We start from the raw sequence: 26,902 nt of genomic DNA, 5'->3' as shown, positions 1-26,902 counted from the left end.
GCCATGAACGTGGAAGAAATCCTCGCGACCCTGATTGCATTTCCCTCCGTTGTGGGCACGCCAAACGGCGAGATCGTCGATTGGATCCGCGACCACTGTCAGGCAGCCGGAGCCGAGGTGACGGTTCTGCCCGGTCCCGAGGGCGACCGGTCCAACCTGTTCGTCACGGTCGGCCCGCGTGCCGGTCGGGGCTACATCATCTCCGGACATATGGATGTCGTGCCGGCCGGCGAGCGGGAATGGACCTCGGATCCGTTCGTCCTGCGTCGCGAGGGCGGCAGGCTTTACGGCCGTGGCACCACCGACATGAAGGGCTTTCTCGCCTGCGCATTGGCCGCGCTGCCAGGACTTGCGGCAATGAACCTGCGGCAGCCAGTCCATCTCGCATTCTCCTACGACGAAGAGGCGGGGTGCCGTGGTGTGCCGCATCTCCTGGCTGCGTTGCCGAGCCTGTGCGAGAGGCCGCTTGGCGCGATTGTCGGCGAGCCGAGCCGGATGCAGCCTGTGCGCTCGCACAAGGGGAAGGCCGCCGCGCGGCTCGAGGTGATCGGGCGATCCGGCCATTCGTCACGCCCCGATCTCGGACTCAATGCCGTGCACGCCATGGCCGGCGTCATCTCGCACGCCGTGGCCTACGGCCAATCGCTCACGGGCGGCCCGCTCGATCAAAATTTCGAGCCCCCATACTCTTCCTTGCAGGTGGGTGTCATCGCCGGTGGACAGGCGGTCAACATCATCGCTGGCCACTGCACAGCCGATATCGAGGTGCGTGCCGTCCCGGGCGTTTCCCCAGCATCCCTGCTTGAGCCGGTCAAAGCCCGGCTTTTCGATCTGCGCGACAGCGGCTTCGAGGTGGCCTGGCACGAATTGAGTTCCTATCCCGCCCTTGCGCCGGCGGATGGGAGCAAGCTGGCGGCGGTCCTGACAGAGCTGACCGGGCAGGAGCCGCTCACGGCGGTGAGTTACGGCACCGAGGCCGGGCTTTATCAGCAGGCCGGTATCGATGCGATCATTTGCGGCCCTGGCGAAATTTCCCGCGCGCATCGTCCCAATGAATACATCGAGATCGGTGAACTTGCTGCCTGCCAGAGCATGATCGACGATCTCGGCGCGCGTCTCGCGGCCTGAGGGAAGGGCGGGTTCCATGGCATTTCTTTTCAACTCCGACGCGGCGCGTGCTGCGGTGTTCCGCGAGATTTTTGCGCGCGAACTCCCGGATCTGGAATTCTTCCATTCCGGCGATGAGTTGGAGCCGGACAAGGTGCGCTATCTCATCACCTGGACGGTGCCGGACGACATCTCCTGCTACCGCAACCTGGAAGTGCTGTTTTCGATCGGAGCCGGCGTCGACCAGTTCAAGCAGGACGTCGTGCCGAGCCATGTGAAGCTGGTGCGCATGGTCGAGGACGGCATCATCCGCATGATGCAGGAATACGTCGCGCTTGGCGTGTTGGCGCTCCACCGGGAGATGCCCGCCTATCTCGAGCAGCAGAAGAGGTGCCTCTGGCAACCGATTGCCGCTCGACAGGCGGCCGAGCGCCGGGTCGGCTTTCTTGGTCTTGGCATGCTGGCGCAGGCGGCTATCGAGCGCCTGAAGCCATTCCAGTTTCCGCTTGCCGGGTGGAGCCGCAGCGAAAAGCGGATAGAGGGAGTCACCTGTTTTCACGGCGCCGATCAGTTGCCCCGCTTTCTGAAGCAGACGGATATTCTCGTCTGCCTGCTACCGCTGACGCCGGAAACCAGCGGCATTCTCGATGCAAAACTCTTCTCCTTGTTGCCAGCAGGGGCGCGGCTGCTGCATGTCGGCAGGGGTCCGCAACTCGACCAGGCCGCGCTGATCGACGCGCTCGACAGAGGCCACGTATCCGCGGCGATGCTTGATGTCACTGATCCGGAACCGCTCCCGGAAGACCATCCGCTGTGGTCGCATCCGAAGGTGATGATAACGCCGCACATTGCCTCGGTGACACAACCACATACGGCGGCGCAAGCCGCCGTCGACAACGTCCGGCGCCACCGCGCCGGCGAAGAACTGATCGGCCTCATCGATCGGACACTCGGCTACTAACCAGGAGACCCACATGTCACTGCTGACCACGATCGACACAAATCCCGCCTTCACGCCGAAGGAGGCATTGCCGCTGCCTGAGCGGCTCATTTCCGGCACTCCATCCTTCAAGAGCTGGGCGCAGGATGCCTCGAAAGGTGAGAAGGTTCTGACCGGCGTCTGGGAAGCCACCCCCGGCGAGACGCATTCGATCAAGGGCACCACCTACGAGTTCTGCCATATCCTTTCGGGCCTCATCGAAATCGAGGAGAAGGGCGGCGAGACCAAGACTTACCGCGCCGGCGACAGTTTCGTGATGAAGCCCGGTTTCGTGGGTGTCTGGCGCACGATCGAGACCGTGCGCAAGATCTACGTCTGCGTTTACGACTGAGTTCAGTACTCAAGGTACGGCCGAGTAGAGCGCGCGGCGGTTCCAGAACAATCGACTATCCAAGTTCGGTCCGACGCGATTCGACGCTGTCGGGCCGCTCATTCTCGACGAAAAATGCGGCGCGCGGTCCGCTATGGTTCCGCTAGTGCGAATGAGGACCTCGATCGATGAAGACCTATGACATAGCGCTCATCCCCGGCGACGGCATCGGCAAGGACGTGACCGGGGCGGCATGGCAGGTGATGCAGGCCGCGGCCAAACGGGGCGGTTTCGCCCTTGATGGCACACGCTTCCCATGGTCGTGCGCCTACTACCTGGAAACCGGCGCAATGATGCCGCCAGACGGCATCGAGACACTCCGAAAATTCGATGCGATCTATCTCGGCGCTGTAGGCTGGCCCGCGGAAGTACCCGACTCAGTATCGCTTCACGGACTGCTGCTGCCGATCCGGAAAGGGTTCACGCAGTACGCCAACATACGGCCGCACACGCTGTTGCCGGGCGTTCAGGGGCCCCTCCGCTCCGATGGTTTCGACATCCTGTGCATTCGCGAGAATACGGAAGGCGAATATTCCGGCGCCGGCGGGCGCGTGCATTCCGGCACGGCCAATGAGGTCGCGATTGAGACGTCAATCTTCACGCGTGCCGGTGTCGAACGGATCATGCGTTTCGGTTTCGAACAGGCGCGGGCGCGCGGCAAGAAGCTCGCATCCGTGACCAAATCCAACGCCCAAAAGCATTCCATGGTTTTCTGGGATGAGGTCACCCGTGAGGTGGCGAAGGACTATGCCGATGTCGAGGTCTCGCACTACCACATCGACGCTATTGCCGCCCGCATGGTGCTGGCGCCGGAAAGCCTCGACGTGATCGTCGCCTCGAACCTGTTTGGCGACATCCTCACCGATATTGGAGCGGCCATTCAGGGCGGGCTGGGTTACGCCGCCTCCGCCAATATCAATCCCGATCGCAGTGCGCCTTCCATGTTCGAGCCGGTCCACGGTTCGGCGCCCGACATCGCGCATCTCGGTGTCGCCAATCCGATCGCCGCGATCTGGTCCGGTGCGATGATGCTCGAGCATCTGGGCGAGGGGCATGCTGCGGCAGAAGTGATGTCGGCAATCGAGTCCATAACCGCGCGGGGCATTGGCACGATCGCAGGCAAGGACCGGACTGAAACAATCACGCAAGCCGTGCTTGCGGCGTTGAGCTGAAAGGGCAGAGGAAAGACCATGAATGCGATAACGAAGATTGGCACGTTTGACGATGCGGACCTGTTCCGCCAGCAGGCGTTGATTGGCGGTGTGTGGCGGGAAGCGGATACAAAGGCCGCCGTCGAGGTCACCAACCCTGCCACCCTGGCCGTTCTTGGCAGCGTTCCCGATATGGGCGGCGACGACACCAGGGCCGCTATCGCTGCTGCGGCCGAGGCAGTCAAAAGCTGGAAGAAGACGACCCATGCCGAGCGTGCGAGATTGCTGGAGCGATGGCACGACCTCATTCGCCAGCACGAACAGGATTTGGCGCTTCTGCTGACGCTGGAACAGGGTAAGCCGATTGCCGAGGCGTCGGCGGAAATCCGCTACGGCGCATCTTTCGTGAAATGGTTTGCGGAGGAGGCGCGCCGCATCGGTGGCTCGACCATTCCGTCACCCACCGCCGATCGACGCATTCTGGTTCTCAAGGAAGCAGTCGGCGTCTGTGCCATCATCACGCCGTGGAATTTCCCCAACGCGATGATCACGCGCAAAGTAGCACCGGCGCTGGCCGCCGGCTGCACGGTTGTCATCAAGCCGTCGGAATTTACGCCTTTCTCGGCGCTGGCCCTCGGCGTGCTGGCGGAGCGGGCGGGCATCCCGGCAGGCGTTATCAACATCGTGACCGGCATGCCGGGCGAGATCGGCAAAGAACTCATGGCCAACGAGACGGTGCGCAAGATCTCGTTCACCGGTTCGACCCGCGTCGGTGCGCTGCTCATGCGTGGAGCGGCCGACAGCATCAAGCGGCTGAGCCTGGAGCTTGGCGGCAACGCGCCCTTTATCGTCTTTGACGACGCCGATCTGGATAACGCAGTTGAAGGGGTGATCGTATCCAAGTTCCGCAATGGCGGTCAAACCTGCGTTTGCGCGAACCGGATTCTCGTGCAGGAAGGCGTTTACGACGCTTTCGCCGAAAAGCTGAGCCAGCGCGTGACGCGGATGAAGGTTGGCGCGGGGACCGACGACGGCACTGAGATCGGCCCGATGATCAACGCGGCCGCGATCGACAAGATCGAGCGTCACATCGCGGATGCCAAGACGAAAGGCGCGCAGATCCTCGCCCAAAGCGAGGCAGTGCCGGACGGCAGGCAATATGCACGGCCCGTCGTCCTGGGCGAGGCTACCACCGAGATGCTCCTGGCATCGGAAGAGACCTTCGGTCCGGTGGCGCCGCTTTTTCGCTTCGAGACGGAGGAAGACGCGATCACGATCGCGAACGGGACGCCGTTCGGCCTTGCCGCCTACTTCTACACCGACAACCTCAAGCGGTCATGGCGTGTTGCCGAGGCGCTGGAGTTCGGTATGGTCGGGCTCAATACCGGCCTGATCTCGACCGAGGTTGCGCCTTTCGGCGGTGTCAAGCAGTCAGGCATGGGGCGGGAAGGATCGCAACTCGGCATCGAGGAATATCTCGAGGTCAAGACGCTTCACGTCGGCGGGTTGAACCAGTAGGCTTTGCCGAAGTCGCAACAGCGGCACCAGAATCAGAAAGGGGCGGTCGAAACCGCCCCTTTCTCATTGTGCGCCAGGCATGGCGCGTGGTGCGCAAGCGCCGTTTGGCCGGGGTGGTATCCGGTCGATGACTTGGAGGTGAAAGTCCTCTGCGGGGGCCCTGGTGATGGGAACCGCTAGCCGAACAGCAAGGGCGTCGTCGCGAGGCGGGGTCTGAAGGAAGCTGCAAGCAAAGTGCCGGCCTGACGAACAGGAAGCGCATATGAGGCGTCCGCATCCGGGCGAGGGAGCAATGAAGCCCGAAGCCCGATATCACCCGGAGGGTGTGGCCGTAGATGCGACAGGTAGATGGCACGAAGGTCACGCGTCTTACCCTGGGAGGCCTGCCGGCCTGCCCCCGGAAACGGGTGTGCTACCGCCGCCGAGAGGCGCCGGGAAGGGTCGGCAGGAGTCAGCAGAGGCCGTAGTAGCCGGACCAACCGGTGAAGGGCTGAACGTGTCGATGGAGGTCGGACTTCATTTCCGACCGCCTTGGGCAGATACCTCGCGAGAGGGCCTGAGCCGGAAGTAGCGGGCGGAACCCGCAAGATAAGGCTGGGCGCCAATAGGGCGGCGGGCATTGAGGACCTCAAGCCGAGCGCGACACGAACCGCCGTGTACGGGACCGTACGCACGGTGGTGTGGGAGGAGGGACGCCGAAAGGCTCCCTCCTACCCGATTCGATACTTCGAATGCCGCGATGGCCGGAGGCCCGCCGGCCTCAAGCAACTTCCCGAACGGGCTCCAGGCCGACCGCGGCGGCCAGCCCACCGATATCCTTGATCTCGGTATATTCGTAGAAGGGGTTCGCGGGCTCGTGGCCGCGGTTCACCCAGACCTTGCTCTTGATGCCGAGATCGTAGGCGGTCATGAGATCGTAGCGGAAGGAGGAGGAGACGTGAGTGATGTCCTCCGGGCCGCAGCCGAGCTTGTCGAGCATGTATTCAAAGCCCTTCATCAGCGGCTTGTAGGCGCCAACCTCTTCGGCGGTGATGACGGTGTGAAAGGGCGCGCCGAGCTTTTCCACATTCGACATGATCAGGCTGTTCATGGAGTTGGACAGGATCACCAGTGGGATTTCCTTGGCCACTCTGGACAGGCCAGCCGGGACGTCGGGGTGCGGACCCCAGTCCGGCACTTCGTCATAGATGCGTTGGGCGTCTTCGGGTTTGAACTGGATACCGATGCGCTTGCAGCTGCGTTCGATGGAATTCTGCACCACCTCGAGGAAGGGTTTCCATGGCCCCAGCACCTCGTCAAGGCGATAGCCTCTAAAAGCCTCCACGAAGCTGGCCATTGCCTCCGGGGAGAGGCGCTCGCCGTAGACGCGCCGCGCCGCGCCGGCCATATCGAAATTGGTGAGCGTGCCGTAGCAGTCGAAGGTGATGTATTTCGGTCTGAACGTCGACATGGCGACAATCCTCCTGGTTTTTCTCGGCACAGCGTGCCTGTACCACAATCACCATAGTCGGAGATCTGGAAGACTAACGGCCGCATTCGCGGCGAGCTGAAGCAGATCGTTTCGTATTGCATCGCCGGTTTGGCAGAGAGTTGCGCCAGGTGTCCTTTCGAGCTTTGGCAGCGGCGCGGCCTGTCGGCCTTGCTCCGGCAGAAGATGCGGCACGAGCGGCGAAGGATAGTGAAAACGCGTCGCGCTTGGCTGCCGGTCGGAATGAACTGCTGTCTTTGGTGGTCTACCGTCAGCACTGAAGACGAAGGCTGGAAATTCATCATGACCACACGACAGATCATCCTTGAAGAGATGACACCGGGGCACCTGGAAGGTGCTGTCGAGTTGTCTCGCCAAGTCAATTGGCCGCATCGCCGCGAGGATTGGGAACTGGCCCAGCCGGTCAGCCGGGGGATCGTCGCCCTGGAAGAAGAACGCGTGGTGGCGACCATCATGATGACCCCCTACGGCGACGATGCCGCCGCCATCAACATGGTGATCGTCGATGCGGCGATGCGCGGCCGCGGACTCGGCCGAAAGATGATGGAAGAGGCGCTTGCCAAGGCGGGTGAGCGCACCTGTTGCCTGACGGCGACACGGGAAGGCCTGCCGCTCTATGAGAAGCTGGGCTTCGTCACGACTGGCGAGATCGTGCAGCATCAGGGCGAGGCGTTGGCAGTTTCGGCGCCGGCCCGTGTATCCTGGGCAGAGAGCGGCGATCTTGCGCGCCTCGAGGTGCTGGATCGCGAGGCATTTGGCCATGACCGTTCGGCGCTGATGAAGCGACTTTTCGAGCGCGCGAAGCTCGCTGTCATTCGCGATGACGGCGATATCCAGGCCTTTTCCGCCATCCGGCCATTCGGCCGGGGGCTGGTCATCGGCCCGGTGGTGGCGAGAAACGGTACCGAGGCCAAGGCACTGATCGACTTTCTGCTCGCCCATCATCAGGGCAAGTTCGTCCGTGTCGATACCGACGTCTCAACGGATCTTGCTGAATGGCTCACCAGACGCGGGCTCGCGCACGTCGGCGGTGGGATCACGATGCGACGCCCCATGGCCACGCACAAGGAAAGCGAGCCCGCGCATCACCGCACATATGCGTTGGTCAGTCAGGCGCTTGGTTAAATCAGGCAGTCGGCTAAATCAGGCACTCGGTTGAATCGGAGGAAGAAATGCTGGCAAATTCACTGATCGAACTCGATCGCGCACATCTGGTTCACCCGCTTTCATGCTATCGGAGCCATGAGGAGACGGGCGTGCGGGTGCTCAAATCCGCCAAGGGCGCAACGGTGACCGACGCAAGCGGGAAAACCCTGCTCGACGGATTCGCCGGTCTATGGTGTGTAAACATCGGATACGGCCAGGAAAGTGTCGTTGAAGCAGCCGCCAAGCAGCTGAGAGAGCTTCCCTATGCCACGGGATATTTCGGGCTGGGGTCCGAGCCTGCCATTCGCCTTGCTGCCAGGCTTGCCGAACTGGCGCCCGGCGATCTGAACCATGTCTATTTCACGCTTGGCGGCTCCGACGCAATCGACAGCACGATCCGCTTCATCCGCTATTACTACCATGCCAAGGGCACGCCGCAGAAGGACCAGTTCATCTCGGTCGAGCATGGCTACCATGGCTCCTCGACGGCAGGGTCAGGCCTGACCGCGATTCCGGCTTTCCATGCAGGTTTCGGCGTGCCTTACGACTGGCAGCACAAGATTCCCTCGCACTACGCCTATCGCAATCCGGTCGGTTCCGACCCGCAGGCGATCATCGATGCATCCGTCGCGGCCCTGCGCGCCAAAATCGCGGAACTCGGTGTTGGCCGCGTTGCGGCCTTCTACGCCGAACCCATCCAGGGTTCGGGCGGTGTCCTCGTTCCACCGACAGGTTGGCTGAAGGCTTTGCACGCCGTGTGCAAGGAACATGACATCCTGTTCGTCGTCGATGAAGTCATCACTGCCTTTGGCCGTACCGGCCCTCTATTCGCCTGTGAGGAAGACGATGTCGTGCCGGATCTCATGACCACGGCGAAGGGACTGACCTCGGGCTACGTGCCGATGGGCGCCGTCTTCATCTCGGACCGCGTGTACAATACGATCGCGGACGGAGCCGGCAAAGCGCCTGTCGGCCATGGCTATACCTATTCGGCCCATCCCGTGAGCGCGGCAGTCGGGCTCGAATGCCTGCGTCTCTACGAAGACAGCTTGCTCGAGAACGGGCGCAAGGCCGGCAAGCGCCTGATGGAAGGCCTTCGCTCGCTCGCCGACCACCCGCTCGTTGGCGACGTTCGCGGCCGCGGCATGCTGGCAGCAATCGAGTTGGTCACCGACAAGGAGCGCAAGACGCCACTGCCGGCGGCGGCCGATCCGGGACGCCGCATCTTCGAGCGCGCGTGGGTGAACGGCCTTGTCCTCCGGGCCTTCAACAGCGGCATTCTCGGCTTTGCGCCGCCGCTCTGCTGCACCGACGACGATATTGATGGAATCCTCGAACGCACCCGGATGACCTTGGATCAAACCCTCGAGGACGAGGACGTGCGGTCGGCGATGAAGGGATGATCGTCCAGACTGCCGCTGCATGCGCGCGGCAGCCGCTTCCTCACCTGTCGAATATGGCGTCGAGCGGCAAATGGGATTTGACGATTGGTGACTTCAGCACGACGAAGCTGAAATATTTGTCGATTCCGATATCCAGTTCGATCATGCGCTCCATGATCGTCTGGTACTCGCTGATGCCCGCTGTGACAAACTTCACAAGATAGTCGTAACCGCCTGAAACCAGGTGGCATTCGATAACGGAATCGACTTTCTGAATTGCGGTGAGAAATCTCGCGAAGTCGTTCTGCTGGTGATGCTTGAGCGTGACTTCGGTGAAGATCGTCAGAGTCTGCCCGAGCTTGGACACATCGATCTGGGCGGAATAGCCGGTGATGAAGCCTTCCGCCTGAAGCTTCTTCACCCGCATCAGGCAAGGGCTTGGTGAAAGGTTCACCAGGTCGGCGAGCTCGACATTCGTGACCCGCCCGTTCTTTTGCAGTTGCGATAGGATCTTGATGTCGATCTTGTCGAGCTTCATTGCAAACCTGTCACACGTTCGAGCCGCGGATCGTCCGGCAGACGGCGTCTGTCACCTCCTGCGTGGTCGCTGTCCCACCCACGTCCGGCGTCAGCACGCCTTCACGCGTCACCATTTCCACAGCACTCATCAACCGGGCGGAAGCTGCGCTTTCGCCCAGATGTTCGAGCATCTGGGCAGCGGTCCAGAAGGTGGCGACCGGGTTGGCAATACCCTTGCCGGTGATGTCGAATGCTGAGCCGTGAATTGGCTCGAACATCGAGGGATAGCGCCGCTCGGGATCAATGTTGGCGGTCGGTGCAACGCCGAGACTGCCTGCGAGCGCGCCAGCAAGGTCCGATAATATGTCGGCGTGAAGATTGGTGGCGACGATGGTATCGAGGCTACGAGGTCTCAACGTCATACGCACTGTCATAGCATCGACCAGCATCTTGTCCCAGGCGACGTCCGGGAATTCCGGCGCCACCTCGGCTGCGATTTCGTCCCACATTACCATGCCGTGACGCTGCGCGTTGGATTTTGTAACGACTGTCAGGAGCTTTCGCGGCCGTGATTGCGCCAGCCGGAATGCATAGCGCATGATGCGGGTGACGCCGACGCGCGTGAAGATCGCGACCTCGGTTCCGACCTCCTCGGGGAGGCCGCGATGGGCTCGGCCGCCGTGGCCCGAATACTCGCCCTCGGAATTCTCCCGCACGATCACCCAATCCAGGTCGCCAGGGCCAACGCCGGCCAGCGGCGAAGCAATACCGGGCAATATCCTGGTTGGCCGCACGTTCGCGTATTGATCAAAGCCCTGACAAATCGGCAGCCGGAGCCCCCAGAGCGTGATGTCGTCGGGCACATCGGGCGCGCCTACCGCGCCAAAGAAGATGGCGTCGAAGCGCTTCAGTTGCGCCACCCCGTCTTCGGGCATCATCCGACCATGGACCTTGTAGTAGTCTGAGCCCCAGTCGAAGTGCTGGACGCGCAGATTGAAGTCGCCGCAGCGCTGCTGCAGCGCCTCAAGCGCCTGGAGACCGGCGGCAATGACCTCCGGGCCGATCCCGTCGGCTGGAATGGCGGCAATCTCATATTCACGCATCGTCAGTTCCTGTTTTCAGTGCTGGCCCTGTTTTCAGTGCTGGCCGCTCGCGACCCCGATCTCGTGTGCGACCGGTTGCAGCTTGGCGAAGGTCTTCTCAGAATTCAGCGACCTTGCCCCACGCGGCTGAATTCAGACGCTCGGGCCTATAAGGACGCGGATCGACGATCGGTTCGGTGCCGGTGATGGTATCGGCGATCATATGTCCCGCGCCGGGGCCGATCCCGAAGCCGTGGCCGCTGAATCCCGCGGCGAGAATGAAGCCCGGAACCCCTTCCACTTCACCGATTGCCGGGACGCCATCGGGCGTGCAGTCGACATAGCCCGCCCAAGCATGAGAAATCGCGACGCGCTGGAACTCGGGCAGCAATTCGCAGGCTCTTTGATAGGTCAGGCGAATCTGCCTCATGTCAGGTTTGGGGTCGAGAATCCGATTCCGTTCCATTGGCGTCACGTCGTCAAGTACCCATTTCCCCAGGCTTTCATGACCTTGACGCCAGCCCTCGAACGCTCCCGGGGCCAGACTGCGCCAGCGACGGGCGAACATGGGCACGAATTCGCGGCTGAATCTGAGCTGCTGCGGCGTTGGATCGACTCGCGCCCGCCCGCTGATCGCCAGCGCGTATCCACCGTTGCTGCGCCGCGTCAGCGAGACGCGCGCGGTATGCAGGGCATCCGGCAGGCCTTCTGCGCCCGGCGCTACGGATAGAATGGATTGACGCACGGCAGCTTGCGGGAAACGAATACCAAGCTGGTTGCAAAAGGAAGAAGCCCACGCACCTCCGGCCATGACCACGGTCGTTGTCCGGATGGTCCCGGCTTCTGTGACGACACCGCTGACCCGGCCGGCGGTCAGCTCCAGCCCGCGCGCCGCGCAATTCTGATGTACCGTGCCGCCGGCCGCCATGATGCCGCGCGCGGCGACGGGCACCGCCTTTGAAGGATCCGCCGTTCCGTCAGTTGGCGAGAACACGCCGCCTTTCCATTTGCGGCCGGTCGCCTTGCCGCGTTCGGTGGCTTCTTCCGCGCTCAGCACATGCGTCGTGACGCCAACCGTTCTTGCGAAATCGCGCCACTTTGCCCAGCCTGCCAGCTCTTTTTCGTCCTGCGAGAGATAGAGCAGGCCGCAGCGGCGGAAGCCGGTGTCCTCGCCGGTCTCCTGCGCCACTTTCTCCCAGAGATCGAGGCTCCTGGTTGCCATCGGCAACTCGCGCGCGTCGCGGTTCTGCTGGCGGCACCAGCCCCAATTGCGGCTGGACTGTTCGGCGGCAACGCGCCCCTTCTCCAGCAGGGCAACGCTGACGCCCCGTCGCGCCAGATAATAGGCCGTGAACACGCCTACCACGCCGCCGCCGATGACGACGACGTCCGCCTCGCGAGGCAGGGATGGGCTGGACTCGATGTGAATGAGCGGCGCGGGCATGGATGGGACTCCGGTAAATTTGAAACATCCTAGCCTGCGGCCCGCAGAGGCAGGCTGCGGAGTTCATGCCTGGACGGAATTTCCTGCGGTTTGCAGCCCATGGAACAGGCAATTGTTGCCGAAAAAGGAGTACGCTTCATCCAGTCGCGTGATCTGCGGCATGGGCTTTTCGGGACGCGGCGCGCAGTGACGCAAGGCCTTTCGCGCACAAATTAGCGGACGAAGGACCTGGTTGTCTGATCCCGGTTTCTGCGCCGGAACGGGAGCAGAGTGAAATGCCGAACCTGACGTTCTTTTCAGAAGTTCCTGCCGCCCGAGGGCCTAATTTCGACGACTATGCGGAGACAGAACAGTCAAACTGGCTGAAAGAACGGAGCAACCCTTCCTTATAACGGGTAAGCTCCAGAGGACTTCCGATAGGCAGGGCTTACGCCTTCGGAGAGTTCTCCAAGAAAAGGGAACAGTGTCCGGTCCACGGACCGAATTTCATCAAGGGAGCCGCCAGGATGAGCAGAATCCGTCTCTCACAGCCTCAGCGCTCGAAGCGCCGAGATGACCAGACGACGGACGCTATGGTGAGGCGCTTCTGCTCAAAGCGCGATGATGTGGTCCGCAACAGCGTGGACCCGCTCGGTTCAAACGGGAGATGATCGCAATGGTCGCAACGATCCAGCCTGTAGCCCCCGCCGATGTGGCGCTTTCGGTGCGCGACCTCACGGTGAATTTGCCGAAAGGCATGGAACGGACTTATGCCGTCGAGAACATCTCCTTTGATCTGAAACGCGGCCAGATCCTGTGCGTCATTGGCGAATCCGGATCCGGCAAGTCGGTCACCGCGAACGCCATCATGGGGCTACTGCCCAACGTGATCCGCGTCTCCTCGGGCGCCATCCACCTCGATGGAATGAACATCGTAGGCATGCCGCAGGACAAGCTGCGCAGCCTGCGCGGCCGGGTGGTGTCGATGATCTTCCAGGACCCGCTGTCAGCGCTCAATCCCTTGATGACCGTGGGTGCACAGATTGACGAAGTCATGGCGGCGCACGGCGTCGGCACTGCGAAATCCCGTCGCGGCCGCGCTGTCGAGTTGCTGACCGAGGTAGGACTGCCGGACCCGGAACTCATGTACCACCAGTATCCGTTCCGTCTCTCCGGCGGGCAGCGGCAGCGGGTGATGATCGCCATGGCGCTGGCACTCGAGCCGACGATCCTGATCGCGGATGAACCGACGACCGCGCTCGACGTGACCACCCAGGCGCAGATTCTGGAGCTGATCCGCGACATTCAGCGCCGCAAGGGCATGAGCGTCATGTTCATCACCCATGACTTCGGGGTGGTGGCCGAGATCGCAGACAGTGTCGTGGTGATGGAGAAGGGTCACATCGTCGAGCAGGGCAGCGCTCAGCAGGTCCTGAAGTCGCCGGGCCATCCCTACACAAGGCGCCTTATCGCAGCCGTCCCGCACCTGACCGGCGAGGATCGCGTTCCCCTGGAGACGGCCGACAAAGCGCCGATCCTGAAGGTCGAAGGCCTGATGAAGACCTACCGCAGCGGCAGCTCCCTGTTCAGCGCGCAGCGCGTCGTGCCCGCGGTCAACGAGGTCTCGTTCGATCTGGCGCCGGGGCGCACGCTGGGCGTTGTCGGCGAAAGCGGTTCCGGCAAATCGTCGCTTGGTCGGCTTTTGATCAAGCTGCTGGACAGCGACGGCGGCGGGATTCTGTTCGAGGGCCGCGACATCGCCAAGCTTTCCGAAGCCGAATTCCGTCCGCTGCGGCCGCGGGTCCAGATGATCTTCCAGGATCCCTTCGCCTCGCTCAACCCGCGCTCGACGATCGGCCACATCCTGACCGTTGGCCCGCTCGCGCACGGGACGCCCTATGCCCAGGCGCGTGAAGAGGCGAAGGCGCTCCTGGCCCATGTCGGCCTCGATGCCGGCGCCTTTGACCGCTTTCCGCATGAATTTTCCGGTGGGCAGCGCCAGCGCATCGGCATCGCCCGGGCACTGATGTTCAAGCCGAAGCTGCTGATCGCCGACGAAGCTGTCTCGGCGCTGGACGTGTCGATCCAGGCCCAGATCCTGCAGCTGCTCGACCAGATCCAGCGAGAGACCGGCGTTTCGATGATCTTCATCACCCACGATCTGCGCGTCGCCAGCCAGATCTGCGACGAAATCGCGGTGATGCAGAAGGGGCGGATCGTAGAACGCGGTCCTCCCTCGCAAATCTTCCTCGACCCGCAATCAGCCTACACACGTGAGCTGGTGGCGGCGATTCCTGGAGAGCAGCCGGGGTCTACCCGTCCGGTTGCAGCAAATGGGTAAGAGCCACGGCGGATACCGCCAGAACAAGGGGAATTCCAATGACTGAACGCTCAAACACCAAATCAAGCTACTCGCGCCGCGATGCACTGCGATTGATGGCGATAGGCGGGGCGGCAGGCCTCATTGCGCCCAATCTGTTGGGCAAGCCCGCCTTCGCCCAGAACCCGCCGGCGAGCCCAACCGGCCGCGTCGTCGTCGGTCTCTCGCAGGAGCCCACCGTATTCAATCCGTTGATGCCGCACATCGAGGTCGACGACGCTGTGCATTTCTCGCTTTTCGATGCGCTCTTCCGCATGGATCCCAAAGGCGTTCTTCAGCCCAATCTCGCAGTCGAAGTGCCCAACCAGAAAAACGGCGGCATTTCAGAGGACGGTCTGATGTGGCGCATTCGCCTGCGAGACGATGTCCGCTGGCACGACGGCAAGCCGTTCACGGCCGAGGACGTGAAATTCACGCTTGAGCTCATCACCAACCCGAAATTCCGGGCGTGGCGCACGGCCGGCCATTCGCTGGTGCGCGACATCAAGGTGGTCTCGCCGACCGAGCTGACCTGGCGGATGGAGGAGGCTTTCGCCCCCTATTTGTCGTTTCTCGCCGAAACCTTCATGGTTCCCAAGCACATCCTCGAAAAAGAGGCCGACCCCAACGCCGCCGCCTTCAATCAGGCGCCTGTCGGCACTGGCGCATTCAAGTGGGCGCAGCGCGTTGCCGGCGACCATGTCGAACTCGTCGCAAACGCGGATTATGCCGGGGAGGGCCCCTATTTGGAGCGGCTCGTCTTCAAATACATCCCCGACATGACGGTGCTCTACACCCAGTTCAAGAGCGGCGACATCGACCTCGTCGACCAGGCATACATAACCGCCGACCACTACGCGGAAGCCAGCACACTATCGGATCGTGCGGTCAAGCTGGAGCCTGGAGCGTCGGTCGAGTCGATCTATCTCAATCTTGAGAAGCCGCAATTCAAGGACCCGGCGGTCCGCCAGGCGCTCTACTTGGCAATCGACAGGAAAGCGATCCTCGAAGCACTTTACTACGGCATCCACAAGCCGACCGAGACGTTCATGCCGCAGAATTCGTACTACTACAATCCGAACCTGCCGGCACAGGAGTTCAACCTCGAGCGCGCGGGCCAGATCCTCGACGAGGCCGGCTGGGTACCCGGAGCCGATGGAATACGGGTGAAGGACGGGGTGCGCCTGTCGTTCGCCAACTCCACCACCTCCGGCAACCATTTGCGCGAGCAGACGCAGCAGTTCCTGCAGCAGACATTTGCCGAGATCGGGGTGGAGATGACCATCTCGAACCTGCCGGCCGCCGTCATGTGGGGCGATTTCTGGCTCAAATCGCAGTTCGAGTCAGCCATCTCCGGTGTAACCAATCTCATCTCGGGCGACCCCGACGTTTCCAACCGCCTGCACAGCAAGGCGATCGTCGCCAAGGGCGGAAAGGGCTCGAACACCGGCCAATACTCCAACCCGGAGGTCGATGCGCTGCTCGAGAAGGGCGCCCGCACCTTCGATCGGGAACAGCGGCGCGCCATCTATCTGCGCGTGCAGGAAATCGTTCGTCAGGATCTGCCGTTCCTGCCTCTGTTTGCCTACACCAACGTGTTCGGCCGCAAGCAGGGGCTGGAGGGTTTCGAGGCAAATTCCAATACCCGCGTTGCATCCTGGCATGCCGCCAAATGGCATTGGAAGGACTGACATGCTGCGCTGCCGCCTCGCGGCGGCGGCGCAAGTCATCGGGGCTGTCTTGAAAGAGGAGAGTTGAAATGCGCGGATTCCTGCTCAACCGGCTCTCACAGAGCCTCATCCTGCTCCTGATCGTCTCGGTCATCGGGTTCCTCGTCCTGAACCTGCTGCCGGGGGGGCCGCTGGCGCAATTCGGGCTCGATCCGAGCATGACGCAGGACGATCTCGATCGCCTGAAAGAGCAATTGGGGCTGAACCGTCCGCTTTTGGTGCAATATTTCGACTGGGCCTGGCGGCTTCTCCAGGGCGACTGGGGACACTCCTTCCGCGACGGCGCGCCTGTGCTGGCAGTGATTGGCCGGCACGTCCCTGCGACGCTGCTGCTGATGGGGACGTCCACCGCCATCGCAATCGCCATCGGCACCTGGATCGGCATTCGTGGCGCCACGCACCGCTATTCGCTGTTCGACCATATGGCGACGATCGGAGCCATGGTCGCGCTGTCGATCCCGACCTTCTGGTTCGGGCTCGTCGGCATCTACATCTTCTCCCTGCAGCTGGGCTGGCTGCCTGCAGGCAACATGTACACGATCGGCGACGGTTCGGTCCTGAACTACCTGCATCACCTGATCCTGCCTAGCATTGTGCTGTCGCTGGTCCATGTCGCGATCTGGAGCCGCTACATGCGCACGGCGACGCTCGACGCCATCAGCCAGGATTTCGTCAAGACCGCCCGCGCCAAGGGCCTGAGCGAGCGCCGAGTCATCATGAAGCACGTCGTCGGCAATGCGCTCTTGCCGATGATCACACTGGCCGGGGTCCAGCTTCCCAGCATCCTGACCGGCGCGCTGGTGACGGAGACAGTGTTTACCTGGCCGGGGATGGGTCGACTGTTCCTGGACAGCCTAGGCTACAGCGACTACCCGGTCGTGATGGGACTGCTGATGTTCTCGGCCATCCTCGTCATCCTGGGCAACCTGATCGCAGACATTGCCGTAGCGATCGTCGACCCGCGCATTCGTCTGGGTTGAGCGCGTAACCTCACACCCAACAGGAGGCACCCGAAATGACCGCTCTCGTCGCAAATGCAGGACCAAGCCGCTGGTGGCGCAGCCGCACCGTGCGTCGTTTCACGAGCCATCATCTGGCGTTGCTGGGGGTGGTGATGATCACCCTTCTGACGCTGGCATGCGTCTTCGGCCCGCATCTCCTACCCTATGATTCCCTCTACATCGATTTGCGCGCCCGCTTTTCACCGCCGCTGACCGGCTACCACTATCTCGGGACCGATCCTTTGGGGCGTGACGTGGCGGCGCGACTGCTGATGGCGGGGAGGACCTCACTGCTGGTGGCTTTCTCTGCCATGCTGCTGTCGACGCTGATCGGAACGCTCGTCGGCGTGATCGCCGGCTACCGCGGCGGCTGGATCGGCGCAGCGCTGATGCGCACGGTCGACGGCTTCCTGTCATTCCCCTCCATCTTCCTGCTGCTTGCCTTGGCCGCGGCACTGAAGCCGAGCCCGGCTATGGTCACCGTGATCGTCGCTGTCACCAGCTGGATGGAGGTCGCTCGAATTGTCGAGGCCGAGGTGCGGTCATTGCGCGAGCGCGAGTTTGTGCTGGCCGGGCGCATGCTGGGGCTTAGCGGCGCGCATATCATGTTCCGCGAGATCCTGCCCAACGCCATGGGCCCGATCATCGTGGCCGCTACTTTGACGGTTGCCCACGCGATCCTCCTGGAAGCCTATATCAGCTTCCTGGGGTATGGCATTCAGCCGCCGCTGCCCAGCTGGGGCAACATGCTCGAAGGCGCCCAGCAGTATCTGGACAGTGCGCCTTGGCTGGCGATCATTCCCGGGGCCGCCATCACCATCGCCGTGACAAGCTTCAATTTCATCGGCGACGGGCTGCGTGACGCGCTCGACGTGCGGGATGACCGTGTCTGACCTCGTCGACAAAAGCGGCCCGCGCCTCACCCGAAAACCCAGCGAGAAGTGACTCTCATGCAAGAGCCCAAAGTCGCCGACAAGAGCACACCCTACTGGTGGGAAGCGGCGCCCGTCATCCCGTTGCCGCTGCAGCCCCTGGCCAGGACGGTTGATGTGGCGATCGTCGGCGCCGGCTATGCCGGGCTTTCGGCAGGGCTTGCGCTGGCGCGCGAGGGGCGCTCGGTTGCAGCTTTTGATGCGATGAATCCGGGCGAGGGGGCCTCGTCGCGCAATGGCGGAATTACCAGCGGGAGCATCCGGCTGGACTGCGCCACGATCACCCGGCGCTTCGGCGAAGAAAAAGCCATGGCGATCGAGGCCGAAGGCAAGGTCGCGCGCGAATTCCTTTACGATTTCATCAAGTCGGAAAAGCTCGACTGCGACTTTCAACTGGTTGGCCTGTTCAAGGGCGCCATCGGATATGAACAGTACGAGAAGATGGCCCGCGGCGCCGAGGCGTTGGCAAGGAAACTGGGGATCGAATCTTACGCCGTTCCATATGCAAAGCAGCGCAACTACGTCGGCACCGACTTCTATCGCGGCGGCATGGTCCGGATGGACATCGGTGGGCTGCACCCGGCCAAATTCCACGCCGAGCTCCTGCGGGTGGCGCTCGCTTCGGGACTGGCGGTGCATTCGAACACGCCCGTGACCTCGATTGAAAGGAATAGCTCCGGGTTCCGCGTCGCGACTTCGGCCGGAACGGTGCAGGCGCGCCAGGTGCTGGTCTGCACAAATGGCTACACGGATGGCGCCAGTCCCTTCCTGCGCCGTCGGCTGGTTCCGGTTCGCAGCCGGATCATAGCCACCGAGGAACTCGCGCCTGAGGTGATGGCGCGCCTGATGCCGAAGCGGATGATGATGGGCGAGGGCCGCGAGCTTGGCTTCTATTACCGCCCTTCGCCGGACGGCAGACGCATCCTGCTCGGCGGGCGCGACAGCTCGCGTGCAGGCGATCCGGCAGCCCCGACGCTCCGTCTGCGCAACGGGCTGGGCGAAATTTTCCCAGAACTGGAGAACGTTCGTCTTTCGCATAGCTGGTTCGGCAATGTGGCGATGCACCGCGACATGCTGCCCAGGATCTTCGACAAGGATGGCGTGGTCTATGCCACCGGCTTCTGCGGTTCGGGCGTGGTCTGGGCGCCATGGGTCGGCACGCGTGCGGCTCACAAGCTGATGGGACATGGCGAGCAGGCGCGCACCGCATTCGATTTCCGACCGCCTGCGGCCATCCCGCTCTATCGTGGCAATCCGTGGTTCCTGCCGGCCGTTATCAAGGGCTACGCCCTGCAGGACCGTATCGCCTGGTGGCGCGCCAGCCGCTGAAGGCCGAAGGGTGGCGGTCACTCGACCCTTGCCGAACAATTGCGGCGACAAGGAACAGCATCACATGCACTACATCTCCACGCGCGGCCATCCCGAACGCAGGAAGTTCTGCGAGATTCTGCTTGAGGGCCTTGCCCCGGATGGCGGCCTCTATGTGCCCGAGGTCTACCCTCGGCTGGATGATGCCACGCTGGATCGGTGGCGGGGCTTGTCCTACCCGGTGCTCGCCTTTGAAATCCTGTCGCTCTACATCGACGATATTCCGCCCGCTGACCTGAAGGCCATCTGTGCAAAGACCTACAGGCCCGAGGTTTTTGGGACCGCCAGGATCGTGCCCGTGCGTACGCTTGAGACGCGTCTCCATGTGGCGGAACTGTCGAACGGTCCCACCCTGGCGTTCAAGGACATGGCGATGCAGTTGCTCGGCAATCTGCTCGAGTATGAACTGGCGCGGCGGGGTGAGGAGTTAAATATCCTCGGGGCAACCAGTGGCGACACGGGCAGCGCGGCGGAATATGCCATGCGCGACAAGAAGGGCATCCGCGTCTTCATGATGTCGCCCCACGGACGCATGAGCGCCTTTCAGCAAGCCCAGATGTTCAGCCTGCAGGACGACAACATTCAGAACATTGCCATCGAAGGGGTGTTCGACGATTGCCAAGACATCGTGAAAGCCGTGTCCGGCGATGCTGACTTCAAGAGGCGCCACCGGATCGGCGCCGTCAATTCGATCAACTGGGCCCGGCTGGTCGCCCAGGTGGTGTATTACTTCTCTGCCTATTTTCAGGTGACGGAAGAGAATTCGTCAGAAGTCGACTTCGCCGTTCCCTCGGGCAATTTCGGCAACGTCTGCGCCGGTCATGTCGCGCGCATGATGGGCCTTCCCATATCCCGTCTCGTCATTGCGACCAACGAGAACGACGTGCTCGATGAGTTTCTCCGCACCGGGGTGTATCGCGTGCGGGGCCGGGCGGATACCTATGAAACCTCGAGCCCATCCATGGACATTTCCAAGGCCTCCAATCTCGAGCGTTTCGTGTTCGACTTGCTCGGTCGCGACGCCAGCCGGACGAGATCGCTGTTCGACGATCAACTGCGCGAAAGCGGGTCGTTCGATCTCAGCGGGGATCCCGCCTTCGGGAAGGCGGCGGACCATTTTGGTTTCCGCAGCGGGAAGAGCACCCACGCCGACCGGTTGCAGACGATCCGTGACGCGTGGCACCGCTTTAACGCGGTGATCGATCCACACACTGCAGACGGCGTGAAGGTCGCGCGCGAGCATTCGGTTTCGGATGTGCCGATGATCGTGCTCGAGACGGCCCTGCCGGTCAAATTTGCGGAGACCATCAGAGAGGCCCTGGGCCGAGAGCCAGTTCCTCCGCAACGGTTCGACGGCATAGAGGGTTTGCCGAGACGGTTCAAACTGCTCCCCGCCGATGCACAGACCGTGAAGACCTACATCGCTGAAACGCTGCAGGCTTGCTGAAAGGCTGCTTCCACGACCGGGACCTCTTTCGCCATGGCCGTATATACCGAGTTGTCACCTAACGAAGTCGCAACTTTCTTTCAGGCTCTGGGCCTGGGACAGCCGAACTCCGTTCGCGGCAGCGCGAGCGGAATTGAGAACACGAACTACTTTGTCGACACCGAGGCAGGCGAATATGTGCTGACCCTGTTCGAGCGGCTCACATTCGAGCAATTGCCCTTCTACCTTCACCTGATGAAGCACCTTGCGGCGCGGCGAATGCCGGTCCCGGATCCGGTTGCCAACGTCAGAGGCGAAATCCTTCACACACTAAAAGGCCGGCCTGCCGTGATCGTCAACAGGCTTCCTGGCGAGAGCGTGACGGCGTCGACAGAGTCGCATTGTCGCGCTGTCGGGGAGATCCTGGCGCGAATGCACGTGACCGGGAGCGATTACCCACGGCGGCAGGCCAATCCGCGCGGCCTCGAATGGTGGAACGAGGTGGTGCCGGTGGTCGGCCGCTGCGTATCTGAGGGACAGCGCTCGCTGCTCACGAGCGAACTGGCCTTTCAGAACCAGATCGCCGTGTCCTCCACCTACGAGGAACTCCCAAGCGGGCCGGTGCACGCTGATCTCTTTCGCGACAACGTGTTGTTTGAAGGTGGTCACCTGACCGGCGTCTTCGATTTCTACTTCGCCGGATGCGACACCTTTCTTTTCGATATAGCCGTGTGCCTCAATGACTGGTGCGTCGATAGTGGCACCGGCCGCCAAGACACTAAGCAAGTTGCCGCCTTTCTCGGCGCGTACGAGTCAGTTCGCGCGCTCACTGGACCCGAACGCCTATTGCTTCCTGCGATGCAGCGCGCTGGAGCATTTCGTTTTTGGTTATCGCGTCTCTGGGATCTGTACCAGCCCCGGGAAGCTGCACTCCTCAAAGCACACGATCCAAGCCACTTCGAGCGTATGTTGCGCGTGCTCCGGGGAGAAGTCGCATGAGCAAGACCGCGAAGATCACCAATGGAAATGGAAGCACGATGGCACCGACTCTCAAAGACCACGTTGGCGAGCTGCTTTCGCAGATCGAGACGGAGGGCCTGTACAAGCGCGAGCGCGTCATCACCTCGCCCCAGTCGTCCGAGATCGAGGTCGGCGGCCGCAAGCTGCTCAATTTCTGCGCCAACAATTATCTTGGCCTCGCAGATAGCGCCGACTTGCGCGATGCGGCCAAGCAGGCACTCGACCGATACGGCTACGGCATGGCGTCGGTGCGTTTCATCTGCGGCACACAGGAGGAGCACAAGCAGCTCGAGGCAAAGATATCGAGCTTCCTCGGTATGGAGGACACAATCCTCTACGGTTCCTGCTTCGACGCCAATGGCGGTCTGTTCGAGACGCTGCTTTCCGAGGAGGACGCGGTCATTTCCGACGCGCTGAACCACGCCTCGATCATCGACGGCGTCAGGCTCTCCAAAGCAAAACGCTTTCGCTATGCCAACAACGACATGGCGGCGCTCGAGGAGGAATTGAAGAAGGCCGAAGGCAGCCGCTTCAAGCTGATCGCCACCGACGGCGTTTTTTCCATGGACGGCATCATCGCCAATCTCCGGGGCGTCTGCGACCTCGCGGAAAAACACAATGCCATGGTGATGGTCGATGACAGCCACGCCGTCGGTTTCGTCGGCGAGCACGGCCGCGGCACGCCGGAATATTGCGGCGTCGAGGGCCGGGTCCATATTCTCACCGGCACGCTCGGCAAGGCACTGGGGGGTGCCTCGGGTGGCTACACGGCGGCGAGCAGGCCGGTGGTCGAATGGCTTCGCCAGCGCTCGCGGCCCTATCTATTTTCCAACACGCTGATGCCTGCGATCGCCGGGGCCTCGCTGAAGGTGCTGGATATGATCGAGCAGGGCGGCGGCTTGCGCCGCCGGCTCTACGACAACGCCTCGCGCTTCCGCGCCAACATGGAAAGCGCGGGCTTCACGCTGGCCGGAGCCGACCACCCGATCATTCCTGTGATGATCGGCGATGCCTCGCTGGCTTCGCAAATGGCCGACATGCTGCTTGAGCGCGGCATCTACGTGATCGGCTTTTCCTTCCCCGTCGTGCCCAAGGGCCAGGCCCGCATCAGGACGCAGATGTCGGCCGCCCATTCGACCGCCGATATCGACCGGGCTGTGGCTGCGTTCGGTGAGGTAGGCCGCGAACTTGGAGTGATTGGCTGATGTCCAACATGATGCGCGCACTCGTTAAATCTCGCGCCGAGCCGGGCATCTGGATGGAAGAAGTGCCGGTGCCGGAAATCGGCCCGAACGACGTTCTGATCAAGATCAAGAAGACCGCGATCTGCGGTACCGACGTCCACATCTACAATTGGGACCAGTGGGCGCAGAAGACCGTGCCGGTGCCGATGGTGACCGGCCACGAATTCGTCGGCACGGTCGCCGACTTCGGCGCGGCGGTCACCGAATACAAGATCGGCCAGCGTGTTTCGGGCGAGGGCCACATCGTCTGCGGCCATTGCCGCAATTGCCGGGCGGGCAGGGGGCATCTGTGCCGCAACACGCTCGGCGTCGGCGTCAACCGGCCCGGCGCCTTCGGTGAATATCTGGCGATTCCGCAGCACAACGTCGTGCCGATCCCCGACGATGTGCCCGACGAGATCGCCGCAATCTTCGATCCGCTCGGCAATGCGGTTCACACCGCACTGTCCTTTGATTTGGTCGGCGAGGACGTGCTGGTCACCGGCGCTGGGCCGATCGGCATCATGGCTGCACTGGTGGCGCAGTGCGTCGGTGCGCGAAAAGTGGTCATCACCGACATCAACCCGGTGCGGCTGGCGCTGGCGAAAAAGCTCGGCGTCCAGCATGTCGTCGACGCGTCGAAGGAAAAGCTGCGCGATGTCATGCCGGCGCTCGGCATGACCGAAGGTTTTGACGTCGGTCTCGAAATGTCGGGTGCGGCACCCGCCTTCCGCGACATGATCGACGCCATGAACAATGGCGGCAAGATCGCCATTCTGGGCATTGCGCCGACCGGCTTCGAGATCGACTGGAACAAGGTCATCTTCAAGATGCTGCATCTCAAGGGCATTTACGGCCGCGAGATGTTCGAGACCTGGTACAAGATGATCGCGCTGGTGCAGGGTCCGCTCGATGTCGGCGGCCTGATCACCCACCGCATCGGCGTTGACGACTATATTTCCGGCTTCGAGGCGATGAAGAGCGGCAATTCCGGCAAGGTTGTCATGGATTGGTGAGGGCGGCCTTGGGGCTGGACTACAGGGCTCGCCATTCGCGGCGTGAACGTCCGGGAATAGCGCGATTTTTGAGTTCGTGAGGGCGATGATGACGCTTCTTTATCATTCAGGGCTATCGAATCCAGGACTTGATTGCCATCCGGCGCACCAGCCGCTGACAGGCGGTTGGTCATGTCGAGAAGCATTCCGCTACGGACCGGGCAAGCACGAATGAAGACCCAAATTGTCGTCGTTGGCGGTGGGGCTGGAGGTCTTGGACTCGTGCGCCGGCTCGGAGCACGTCTCGGCCGCAAGGATTTCGATATCATTCTTGTCGAGCGGAACCACACCCATGTCTGGAAGCCGCTGCTCCATGAGGTTGCGGCCGGATCACTCGACGCAAATCTTGACGAAGTGGGCTACCGCGGCCACGGGCACCGTTGGGGCTACCGCTTCTTCTACGGGTCGCTGGAGGCCATCGATCGCACCGCGCGGCAGGTCACAGTGGCACCGATATTCGACGATGACGGGTCGGAACTGGTCGGTCGACATCGGCTCCGATACGACTACCTCGTTATCGCAATCGGGTCGGTTTCAAACGACTTCGGCACTCCCGGAGTCAAGGATCATTGCCTTTTCCTCGAAGACCGTCACCAAGCGGATCGCTTTCGATTGAAGTTGTTGAATCATTGTCTTCGAGTTTCCAGGACAATGTCAGCTGATTCAACCGACGACGCCTTTGTTGATATAGCTATCGTAGGTGGCGGTGCGACAGGCGTCGAACTCGCTGCTGAACTCTACAATGCTGCATCATCTCTCAGACATTATGGCCTGGAAGTCTTCGACGAGACCCGGCTGAGGGTCACTTTGATAGAGGCCGGGCCGCGGATTCTTCCGGCTCTCCCAGAAGCTTTAGCAAAGGCCGCGCATCAGGAACTTGAGGCCCTCGGCGTCCGGGTGCTCGCAAACACGGCTGTATCCGAAGCAACGGAACAGGGACTGAGGTGTGCTACCGGGGAGCAGATACACGCCAATATTTGCGTCTGGGCTGCAGGAGTGCAGGGGGCAAATATTCTGGGAGAGCTCGACGGACTTGAGGTGGCGCGCAGCAGGCAACTTGTCGTCCTTCCCACCCTCCAAACGAGCCGGGACGAGCGCATCTTCGCTATCGGCGATTGCTGCTTTTTCAAGCCGGAAGGGGCGGGCGGCCCGGTGCCGCCACGCGCTCAGGCCGCCCACCAGATGGCATCGACCGCTTATCGCAACATTCTTCACTTGATTGCCGGGGAAACGCCGGAAGCATTTGTCTATCGGGACAAGGGCTCGCTCGTGTCGTTGAGCCGGTTTTCCACCGTCGGCAGCTTGATGGGAAATCTCGTCGGAGGGCGGATGGCGATCGAAGGGCGGCTCGCCAGGATGATCTACGTGTCTTTGTACCGCATGCACCTGGTGGCCATACATGGCTGGATCAAGGGCCTGGCTCTTATCCTGGTCGGCCATGTCAACCGGGTTGTCCGTCCGCGTCTCAAATTGCATTGAGGTTGGTCAGGCGCGTGGCAGGCTGCGACCGAAAGATGCCGCCGAGGTCTGCACTGCACCTCGCCTGACGACGCCCGAGTGGTCTTGCCGCATTCCTCGCCCGATTTGCGCCATATGGCATGCCGACGGACGGCTCAAAACGAATGATCCCGCTGAATTGAAGGGGCATAACAGCAGCGAAATCTGCCCGCCGGACGCCACTCTAAGGTCTGACTACAAATGTGACTTTGGATCAAGCGACAGCGTTGCACCTATGGCCGTTGATCATGACAGGGATAGCGTCAGCGCCCCGACCGAGCTGATGAAATTCGAGACCCGCCATGTGCCGGGCGCGCTGAAGCTGTCGCAGGAGATGGGCTGGCCTTATCGCCAGGAGGACTGGGAATTTGCCGTGAAGTTCGGCAATGGGCTGGTCCTCGAGCGGGCAGGACAGGTGATCGGCACTGCCATGTCCTGGAATTACGGACAGGCCTATGCCACTGCCGGGATGATCATAGTCACCGGCTCCGCGCAAGGCGGCGGCAACGGCTCCCGGCTTTTTGACGGGTTGCTTCAGGCCACGGACGGGCGCAACGTGCTGCTCAATTCGACGGAAGAGGGGCTCGCGCTCTACAAGCGACGCGGCTTCAATGCCTGGGGTACGGTGGTTCAGCACCAGGGCCCGCTGACCGTTGCCGTGACGCAGGGTGCGCGCGACGACATCCGTCAGGCGACGGTCTCCGACCTCGCGGCGATCCAGGCCTTCGACGAGCGGGCGACAGGCATGCCCCGGCCGTCGATGGTGGCTGCGCTCGCTGATGCTGGCAATGTTTCGGTCATCGAACGCGCGGGGCGGATTGCAGGCTACGCCATCGCCAGGCGGTTCGGCCGCGGCTACGTGGTCGGCCCTGTTGCAGCCGAAAGCGCCCAGGACGCGCGGCTCCTGATCCTGGCGCAGCTTGCGACGCTACACGGCCAATTCGTGCGCATCGACGTCTATGCCGAACACGGATCGGGCGACTGGCTGGATAGCCTGGGCCTCGCGCGTGTCGGTGCTGTGATCGCGATGGTCAAGGGGCTACGGGCCGTCTCAGACGGGACGGCCGGCATGTATGCCTTGGCAAATCAGTCGTTCGGTTGAGG

At 62.2% G+C, this 26,902-nt stretch carries 22 protein-coding genes; 18 read left to right on the top strand and 4 right to left on the bottom strand.

The features are described 5' to 3' along the window. The first annotated feature begins 3 nt into the window (after positions 1 to 3). The 5 genes from argE to AC0L28_RS15410 all read left to right on the top strand — a co-directional run bounded on the left by argE (position 4) and on the right by AC0L28_RS15410 (position 5,146). Positions 4 to 1,128, top strand: a complete 1,125-nt coding sequence (gene argE / locus AC0L28_RS15430) for an acetylornithine deacetylase (protein WP_473478449.1) — start codon at positions 4 to 6, stop codon at positions 1,126 to 1,128. 16 nt (positions 1,129 to 1,144) lie between these two features. Further along, complete coding sequence (locus AC0L28_RS15425; RefSeq protein ID WP_473478447.1) at positions 1,145 to 2,068, top strand: 2-hydroxyacid dehydrogenase; 924 nt, start codon at positions 1,145 to 1,147, stop codon at positions 2,066 to 2,068. A 13-nt stretch (positions 2,069 to 2,081) separates the two neighbouring features. Beyond that, positions 2,082 to 2,438, top strand: coding sequence for a cupin domain-containing protein (locus tag AC0L28_RS15420; protein WP_023798459.1), 357 nt, complete (start codon positions 2,082 to 2,084; stop codon positions 2,436 to 2,438). A gap of 167 nt (positions 2,439 to 2,605) precedes the next feature. Further along, positions 2,606 to 3,649 carry a tartrate dehydrogenase gene (locus AC0L28_RS15415; protein WP_473478444.1) on the top strand — a complete coding sequence of 348 codons (1,044 nt, stop codon included), beginning with the start codon at positions 2,606 to 2,608 and terminating at the stop codon, positions 3,647 to 3,649. An 18-nt stretch (positions 3,650 to 3,667) separates the two neighbouring features. Beyond that, positions 3,668 to 5,146, top strand: coding sequence for an NAD-dependent succinate-semialdehyde dehydrogenase (locus AC0L28_RS15410; RefSeq protein ID WP_473478442.1), 1,479 nt, complete (start codon positions 3,668 to 3,670; stop codon positions 5,144 to 5,146). Positions 5,147 to 5,906: 760 nt separating this feature from the next. Here AC0L28_RS15410 and AC0L28_RS15405 read toward each other — a convergent pair. After that, on the bottom strand, positions 5,907 to 6,596 hold the full coding sequence (locus tag AC0L28_RS15405; RefSeq protein ID WP_473478440.1) for a haloacid dehalogenase type II: 690 nt from the start codon (positions 6,594 to 6,596) through the stop codon (positions 5,907 to 5,909). 321 nt (positions 6,597 to 6,917) lie between these two features. Here AC0L28_RS15405 and AC0L28_RS15400 point away from each other — a divergent pair, with 321 nt between their 5' ends. Both AC0L28_RS15400 and AC0L28_RS15395 read left to right on the top strand, forming a co-directional pair. Beyond that, entirely contained in the window at positions 6,918 to 7,760 is an 843-nt protein-coding gene (locus AC0L28_RS15400) for a GNAT family N-acetyltransferase (RefSeq protein ID WP_473478612.1), read from the top strand. Positions 7,761 to 7,807: 47 nt separating this feature from the next. Then, the gene (locus AC0L28_RS15395; RefSeq protein ID WP_128172485.1) at positions 7,808 to 9,184 is read left to right on the top strand and encodes an aspartate aminotransferase family protein; all 1,377 of its coding nucleotides are present in this window, start codon (positions 7,808 to 7,810) and stop codon (positions 9,182 to 9,184) included. A 40-nt stretch (positions 9,185 to 9,224) separates the two neighbouring features. Here the strand turns inward: AC0L28_RS15395 and AC0L28_RS15390 are convergent, their stop codons facing one another. From AC0L28_RS15390 to AC0L28_RS15380, 3 genes are all read right to left on the bottom strand, one after another. Then, the gene (locus AC0L28_RS15390; RefSeq protein WP_027151795.1) at positions 9,225 to 9,701 is read right to left on the bottom strand and encodes an Lrp/AsnC family transcriptional regulator; all 477 of its coding nucleotides are present in this window, start codon (positions 9,699 to 9,701) and stop codon (positions 9,225 to 9,227) included. A gap of 10 nt (positions 9,702 to 9,711) precedes the next feature. Beyond that, entirely contained in the window at positions 9,712 to 10,785 is a 1,074-nt protein-coding gene (locus tag AC0L28_RS15385) for a tartrate dehydrogenase (RefSeq protein WP_473478438.1), read from the bottom strand. A gap of 97 nt (positions 10,786 to 10,882) precedes the next feature. Further along, a complete protein-coding gene (locus tag AC0L28_RS15380; protein ID WP_473478435.1) occupies positions 10,883 to 12,208 on the bottom strand; it encodes an NAD(P)/FAD-dependent oxidoreductase in 1,326 nt (441 codons plus the stop codon). A 655-nt stretch (positions 12,209 to 12,863) separates the two neighbouring features. Here AC0L28_RS15380 and AC0L28_RS15375 point away from each other — a divergent pair. From AC0L28_RS15375 to AC0L28_RS15325, 11 genes are all read left to right on the top strand, one after another. Further along, the gene (locus AC0L28_RS15375) at positions 12,864 to 14,528 is read left to right on the top strand and encodes an ABC transporter ATP-binding protein (protein ID WP_473478433.1); all 1,665 of its coding nucleotides are present in this window, start codon (positions 12,864 to 12,866) and stop codon (positions 14,526 to 14,528) included. 38 nt (positions 14,529 to 14,566) lie between these two features. Further along, positions 14,567 to 16,237 carry a peptide ABC transporter substrate-binding protein gene (locus AC0L28_RS15370; RefSeq protein WP_473478430.1) on the top strand — a complete coding sequence of 557 codons (1,671 nt, stop codon included), beginning with the start codon at positions 14,567 to 14,569 and terminating at the stop codon, positions 16,235 to 16,237. Positions 16,238 to 16,305: 68 nt separating this feature from the next. Continuing rightward, the gene (locus AC0L28_RS15365) at positions 16,306 to 17,256 is read left to right on the top strand and encodes an ABC transporter permease (RefSeq protein ID WP_473478428.1); all 951 of its coding nucleotides are present in this window, start codon (positions 16,306 to 16,308) and stop codon (positions 17,254 to 17,256) included. 35 nt (positions 17,257 to 17,291) lie between these two features. Continuing rightward, a complete protein-coding gene (locus tag AC0L28_RS15360; protein WP_473478426.1) occupies positions 17,292 to 18,170 on the top strand; it encodes an ABC transporter permease in 879 nt (292 codons plus the stop codon). Positions 18,171 to 18,227: 57 nt separating this feature from the next. Continuing rightward, positions 18,228 to 19,538 carry an NAD(P)/FAD-dependent oxidoreductase gene (locus AC0L28_RS15355; RefSeq protein WP_473478423.1) on the top strand — a complete coding sequence of 437 codons (1,311 nt, stop codon included), beginning with the start codon at positions 18,228 to 18,230 and terminating at the stop codon, positions 19,536 to 19,538. A 64-nt stretch (positions 19,539 to 19,602) separates the two neighbouring features. Further along, the gene (gene thrC, locus AC0L28_RS15350) at positions 19,603 to 21,024 is read left to right on the top strand and encodes a threonine synthase (RefSeq protein WP_473478420.1); all 1,422 of its coding nucleotides are present in this window, start codon (positions 19,603 to 19,605) and stop codon (positions 21,022 to 21,024) included. 33 nt (positions 21,025 to 21,057) lie between these two features. Next, entirely contained in the window at positions 21,058 to 22,002 is a 945-nt protein-coding gene (locus AC0L28_RS15345; protein ID WP_287122247.1) for a homoserine kinase, read from the top strand. A gap of 38 nt (positions 22,003 to 22,040) precedes the next feature. Then, positions 22,041 to 23,228: a glycine C-acetyltransferase gene (locus AC0L28_RS15340; RefSeq protein WP_473478609.1), complete on the top strand. Its 1,188-nt coding sequence runs from the start codon at positions 22,041 to 22,043 to the stop codon at positions 23,226 to 23,228. Continuing rightward, positions 23,228 to 24,262, top strand: a complete 1,035-nt coding sequence (gene tdh, locus AC0L28_RS15335) for an L-threonine 3-dehydrogenase (RefSeq protein WP_473478418.1) — start codon at positions 23,228 to 23,230, stop codon at positions 24,260 to 24,262. The genes AC0L28_RS15340 and tdh overlap by 1 nt, the downstream gene beginning before the upstream one ends. 210 nt (positions 24,263 to 24,472) lie before the next feature. Beyond that, positions 24,473 to 25,780: an NAD(P)/FAD-dependent oxidoreductase gene (locus AC0L28_RS15330; protein ID WP_091590903.1), complete on the top strand. Its 1,308-nt coding sequence runs from the start codon at positions 24,473 to 24,475 to the stop codon at positions 25,778 to 25,780. Between the two features lie 301 nt (positions 25,781 to 26,081). Then, positions 26,082 to 26,900, top strand: a complete 819-nt coding sequence (locus AC0L28_RS15325; protein ID WP_473478416.1) for a GNAT family N-acetyltransferase — start codon at positions 26,082 to 26,084, stop codon at positions 26,898 to 26,900. Positions 26,901 to 26,902: the final 2 nt, after the last annotated feature.

It is taken from the genome of Mesorhizobium sp. WSM4847 (assembly GCF_055811335.1).
This window is presented reverse-complemented; position numbering and strand designations above follow the sequence as displayed.

Excerpts from the sequence above, each read along its gene's own strand:
- AC0L28_RS15385 (WP_473478438.1), bottom strand. The coding sequence starts at position 10,785 with ATGCGTGAATATGAGATTGCCGCCATTCCAGCCGACGGGATCGGCCCG.
- AC0L28_RS15370 (WP_473478430.1), top strand. The coding sequence starts at position 14,567 with ATGACTGAACGCTCAAACACCAAATCAAGCTACTCGCGCCGCGATGCA.
- AC0L28_RS15345 (WP_287122247.1), top strand. The coding sequence starts at position 21,058 with ATGGCCGTATATACCGAGTTGTCACCTAACGAAGTCGCAACTTTCTTT.
- AC0L28_RS15425 (WP_473478447.1), top strand. The coding sequence starts at position 1,145 with ATGGCATTTCTTTTCAACTCCGACGCGGCGCGTGCTGCGGTGTTCCGC.
- AC0L28_RS15395 (WP_128172485.1), top strand. The coding sequence starts at position 7,808 with ATGCTGGCAAATTCACTGATCGAACTCGATCGCGCACATCTGGTTCAC.
- AC0L28_RS15380 (WP_473478435.1), bottom strand. The coding sequence starts at position 12,208 with ATGCCCGCGCCGCTCATTCACATCGAGTCCAGCCCATCCCTGCCTCGC.
- AC0L28_RS15390 (WP_027151795.1), bottom strand. The coding sequence starts at position 9,701 with ATGAAGCTCGACAAGATCGACATCAAGATCCTATCGCAACTGCAAAAG.
- AC0L28_RS15375 (WP_473478433.1), top strand. The coding sequence starts at position 12,864 with ATGGTCGCAACGATCCAGCCTGTAGCCCCCGCCGATGTGGCGCTTTCG.
- tdh (WP_473478418.1), top strand. The coding sequence starts at position 23,228 with ATGTCCAACATGATGCGCGCACTCGTTAAATCTCGCGCCGAGCCGGGC.
- AC0L28_RS15405 (WP_473478440.1), bottom strand. The coding sequence starts at position 6,596 with ATGTCGACGTTCAGACCGAAATACATCACCTTCGACTGCTACGGCACG.
- AC0L28_RS15400 (WP_473478612.1), top strand. The coding sequence starts at position 6,918 with ATGACCACACGACAGATCATCCTTGAAGAGATGACACCGGGGCACCTG.
- thrC (WP_473478420.1), top strand. The coding sequence starts at position 19,603 with ATGCACTACATCTCCACGCGCGGCCATCCCGAACGCAGGAAGTTCTGC.
- AC0L28_RS15410 (WP_473478442.1), top strand. The coding sequence starts at position 3,668 with ATGAATGCGATAACGAAGATTGGCACGTTTGACGATGCGGACCTGTTC.
- AC0L28_RS15365 (WP_473478428.1), top strand. The coding sequence starts at position 16,306 with ATGCGCGGATTCCTGCTCAACCGGCTCTCACAGAGCCTCATCCTGCTC.
- AC0L28_RS15360 (WP_473478426.1), top strand. The coding sequence starts at position 17,292 with ATGACCGCTCTCGTCGCAAATGCAGGACCAAGCCGCTGGTGGCGCAGC.
- AC0L28_RS15325 (WP_473478416.1), top strand. The coding sequence starts at position 26,082 with ATGAAATTCGAGACCCGCCATGTGCCGGGCGCGCTGAAGCTGTCGCAG.
- AC0L28_RS15415 (WP_473478444.1), top strand. The coding sequence starts at position 2,606 with ATGAAGACCTATGACATAGCGCTCATCCCCGGCGACGGCATCGGCAAG.
- AC0L28_RS15355 (WP_473478423.1), top strand. The coding sequence starts at position 18,228 with ATGCAAGAGCCCAAAGTCGCCGACAAGAGCACACCCTACTGGTGGGAA.
- argE (WP_473478449.1), top strand. The coding sequence starts at position 4 with ATGAACGTGGAAGAAATCCTCGCGACCCTGATTGCATTTCCCTCCGTT.
- AC0L28_RS15340 (WP_473478609.1), top strand. The coding sequence starts at position 22,041 with ATGGCACCGACTCTCAAAGACCACGTTGGCGAGCTGCTTTCGCAGATC.
- AC0L28_RS15330 (WP_091590903.1), top strand. The coding sequence starts at position 24,473 with ATGAAGACCCAAATTGTCGTCGTTGGCGGTGGGGCTGGAGGTCTTGGA.
- AC0L28_RS15420 (WP_023798459.1), top strand. The coding sequence starts at position 2,082 with ATGTCACTGCTGACCACGATCGACACAAATCCCGCCTTCACGCCGAAG.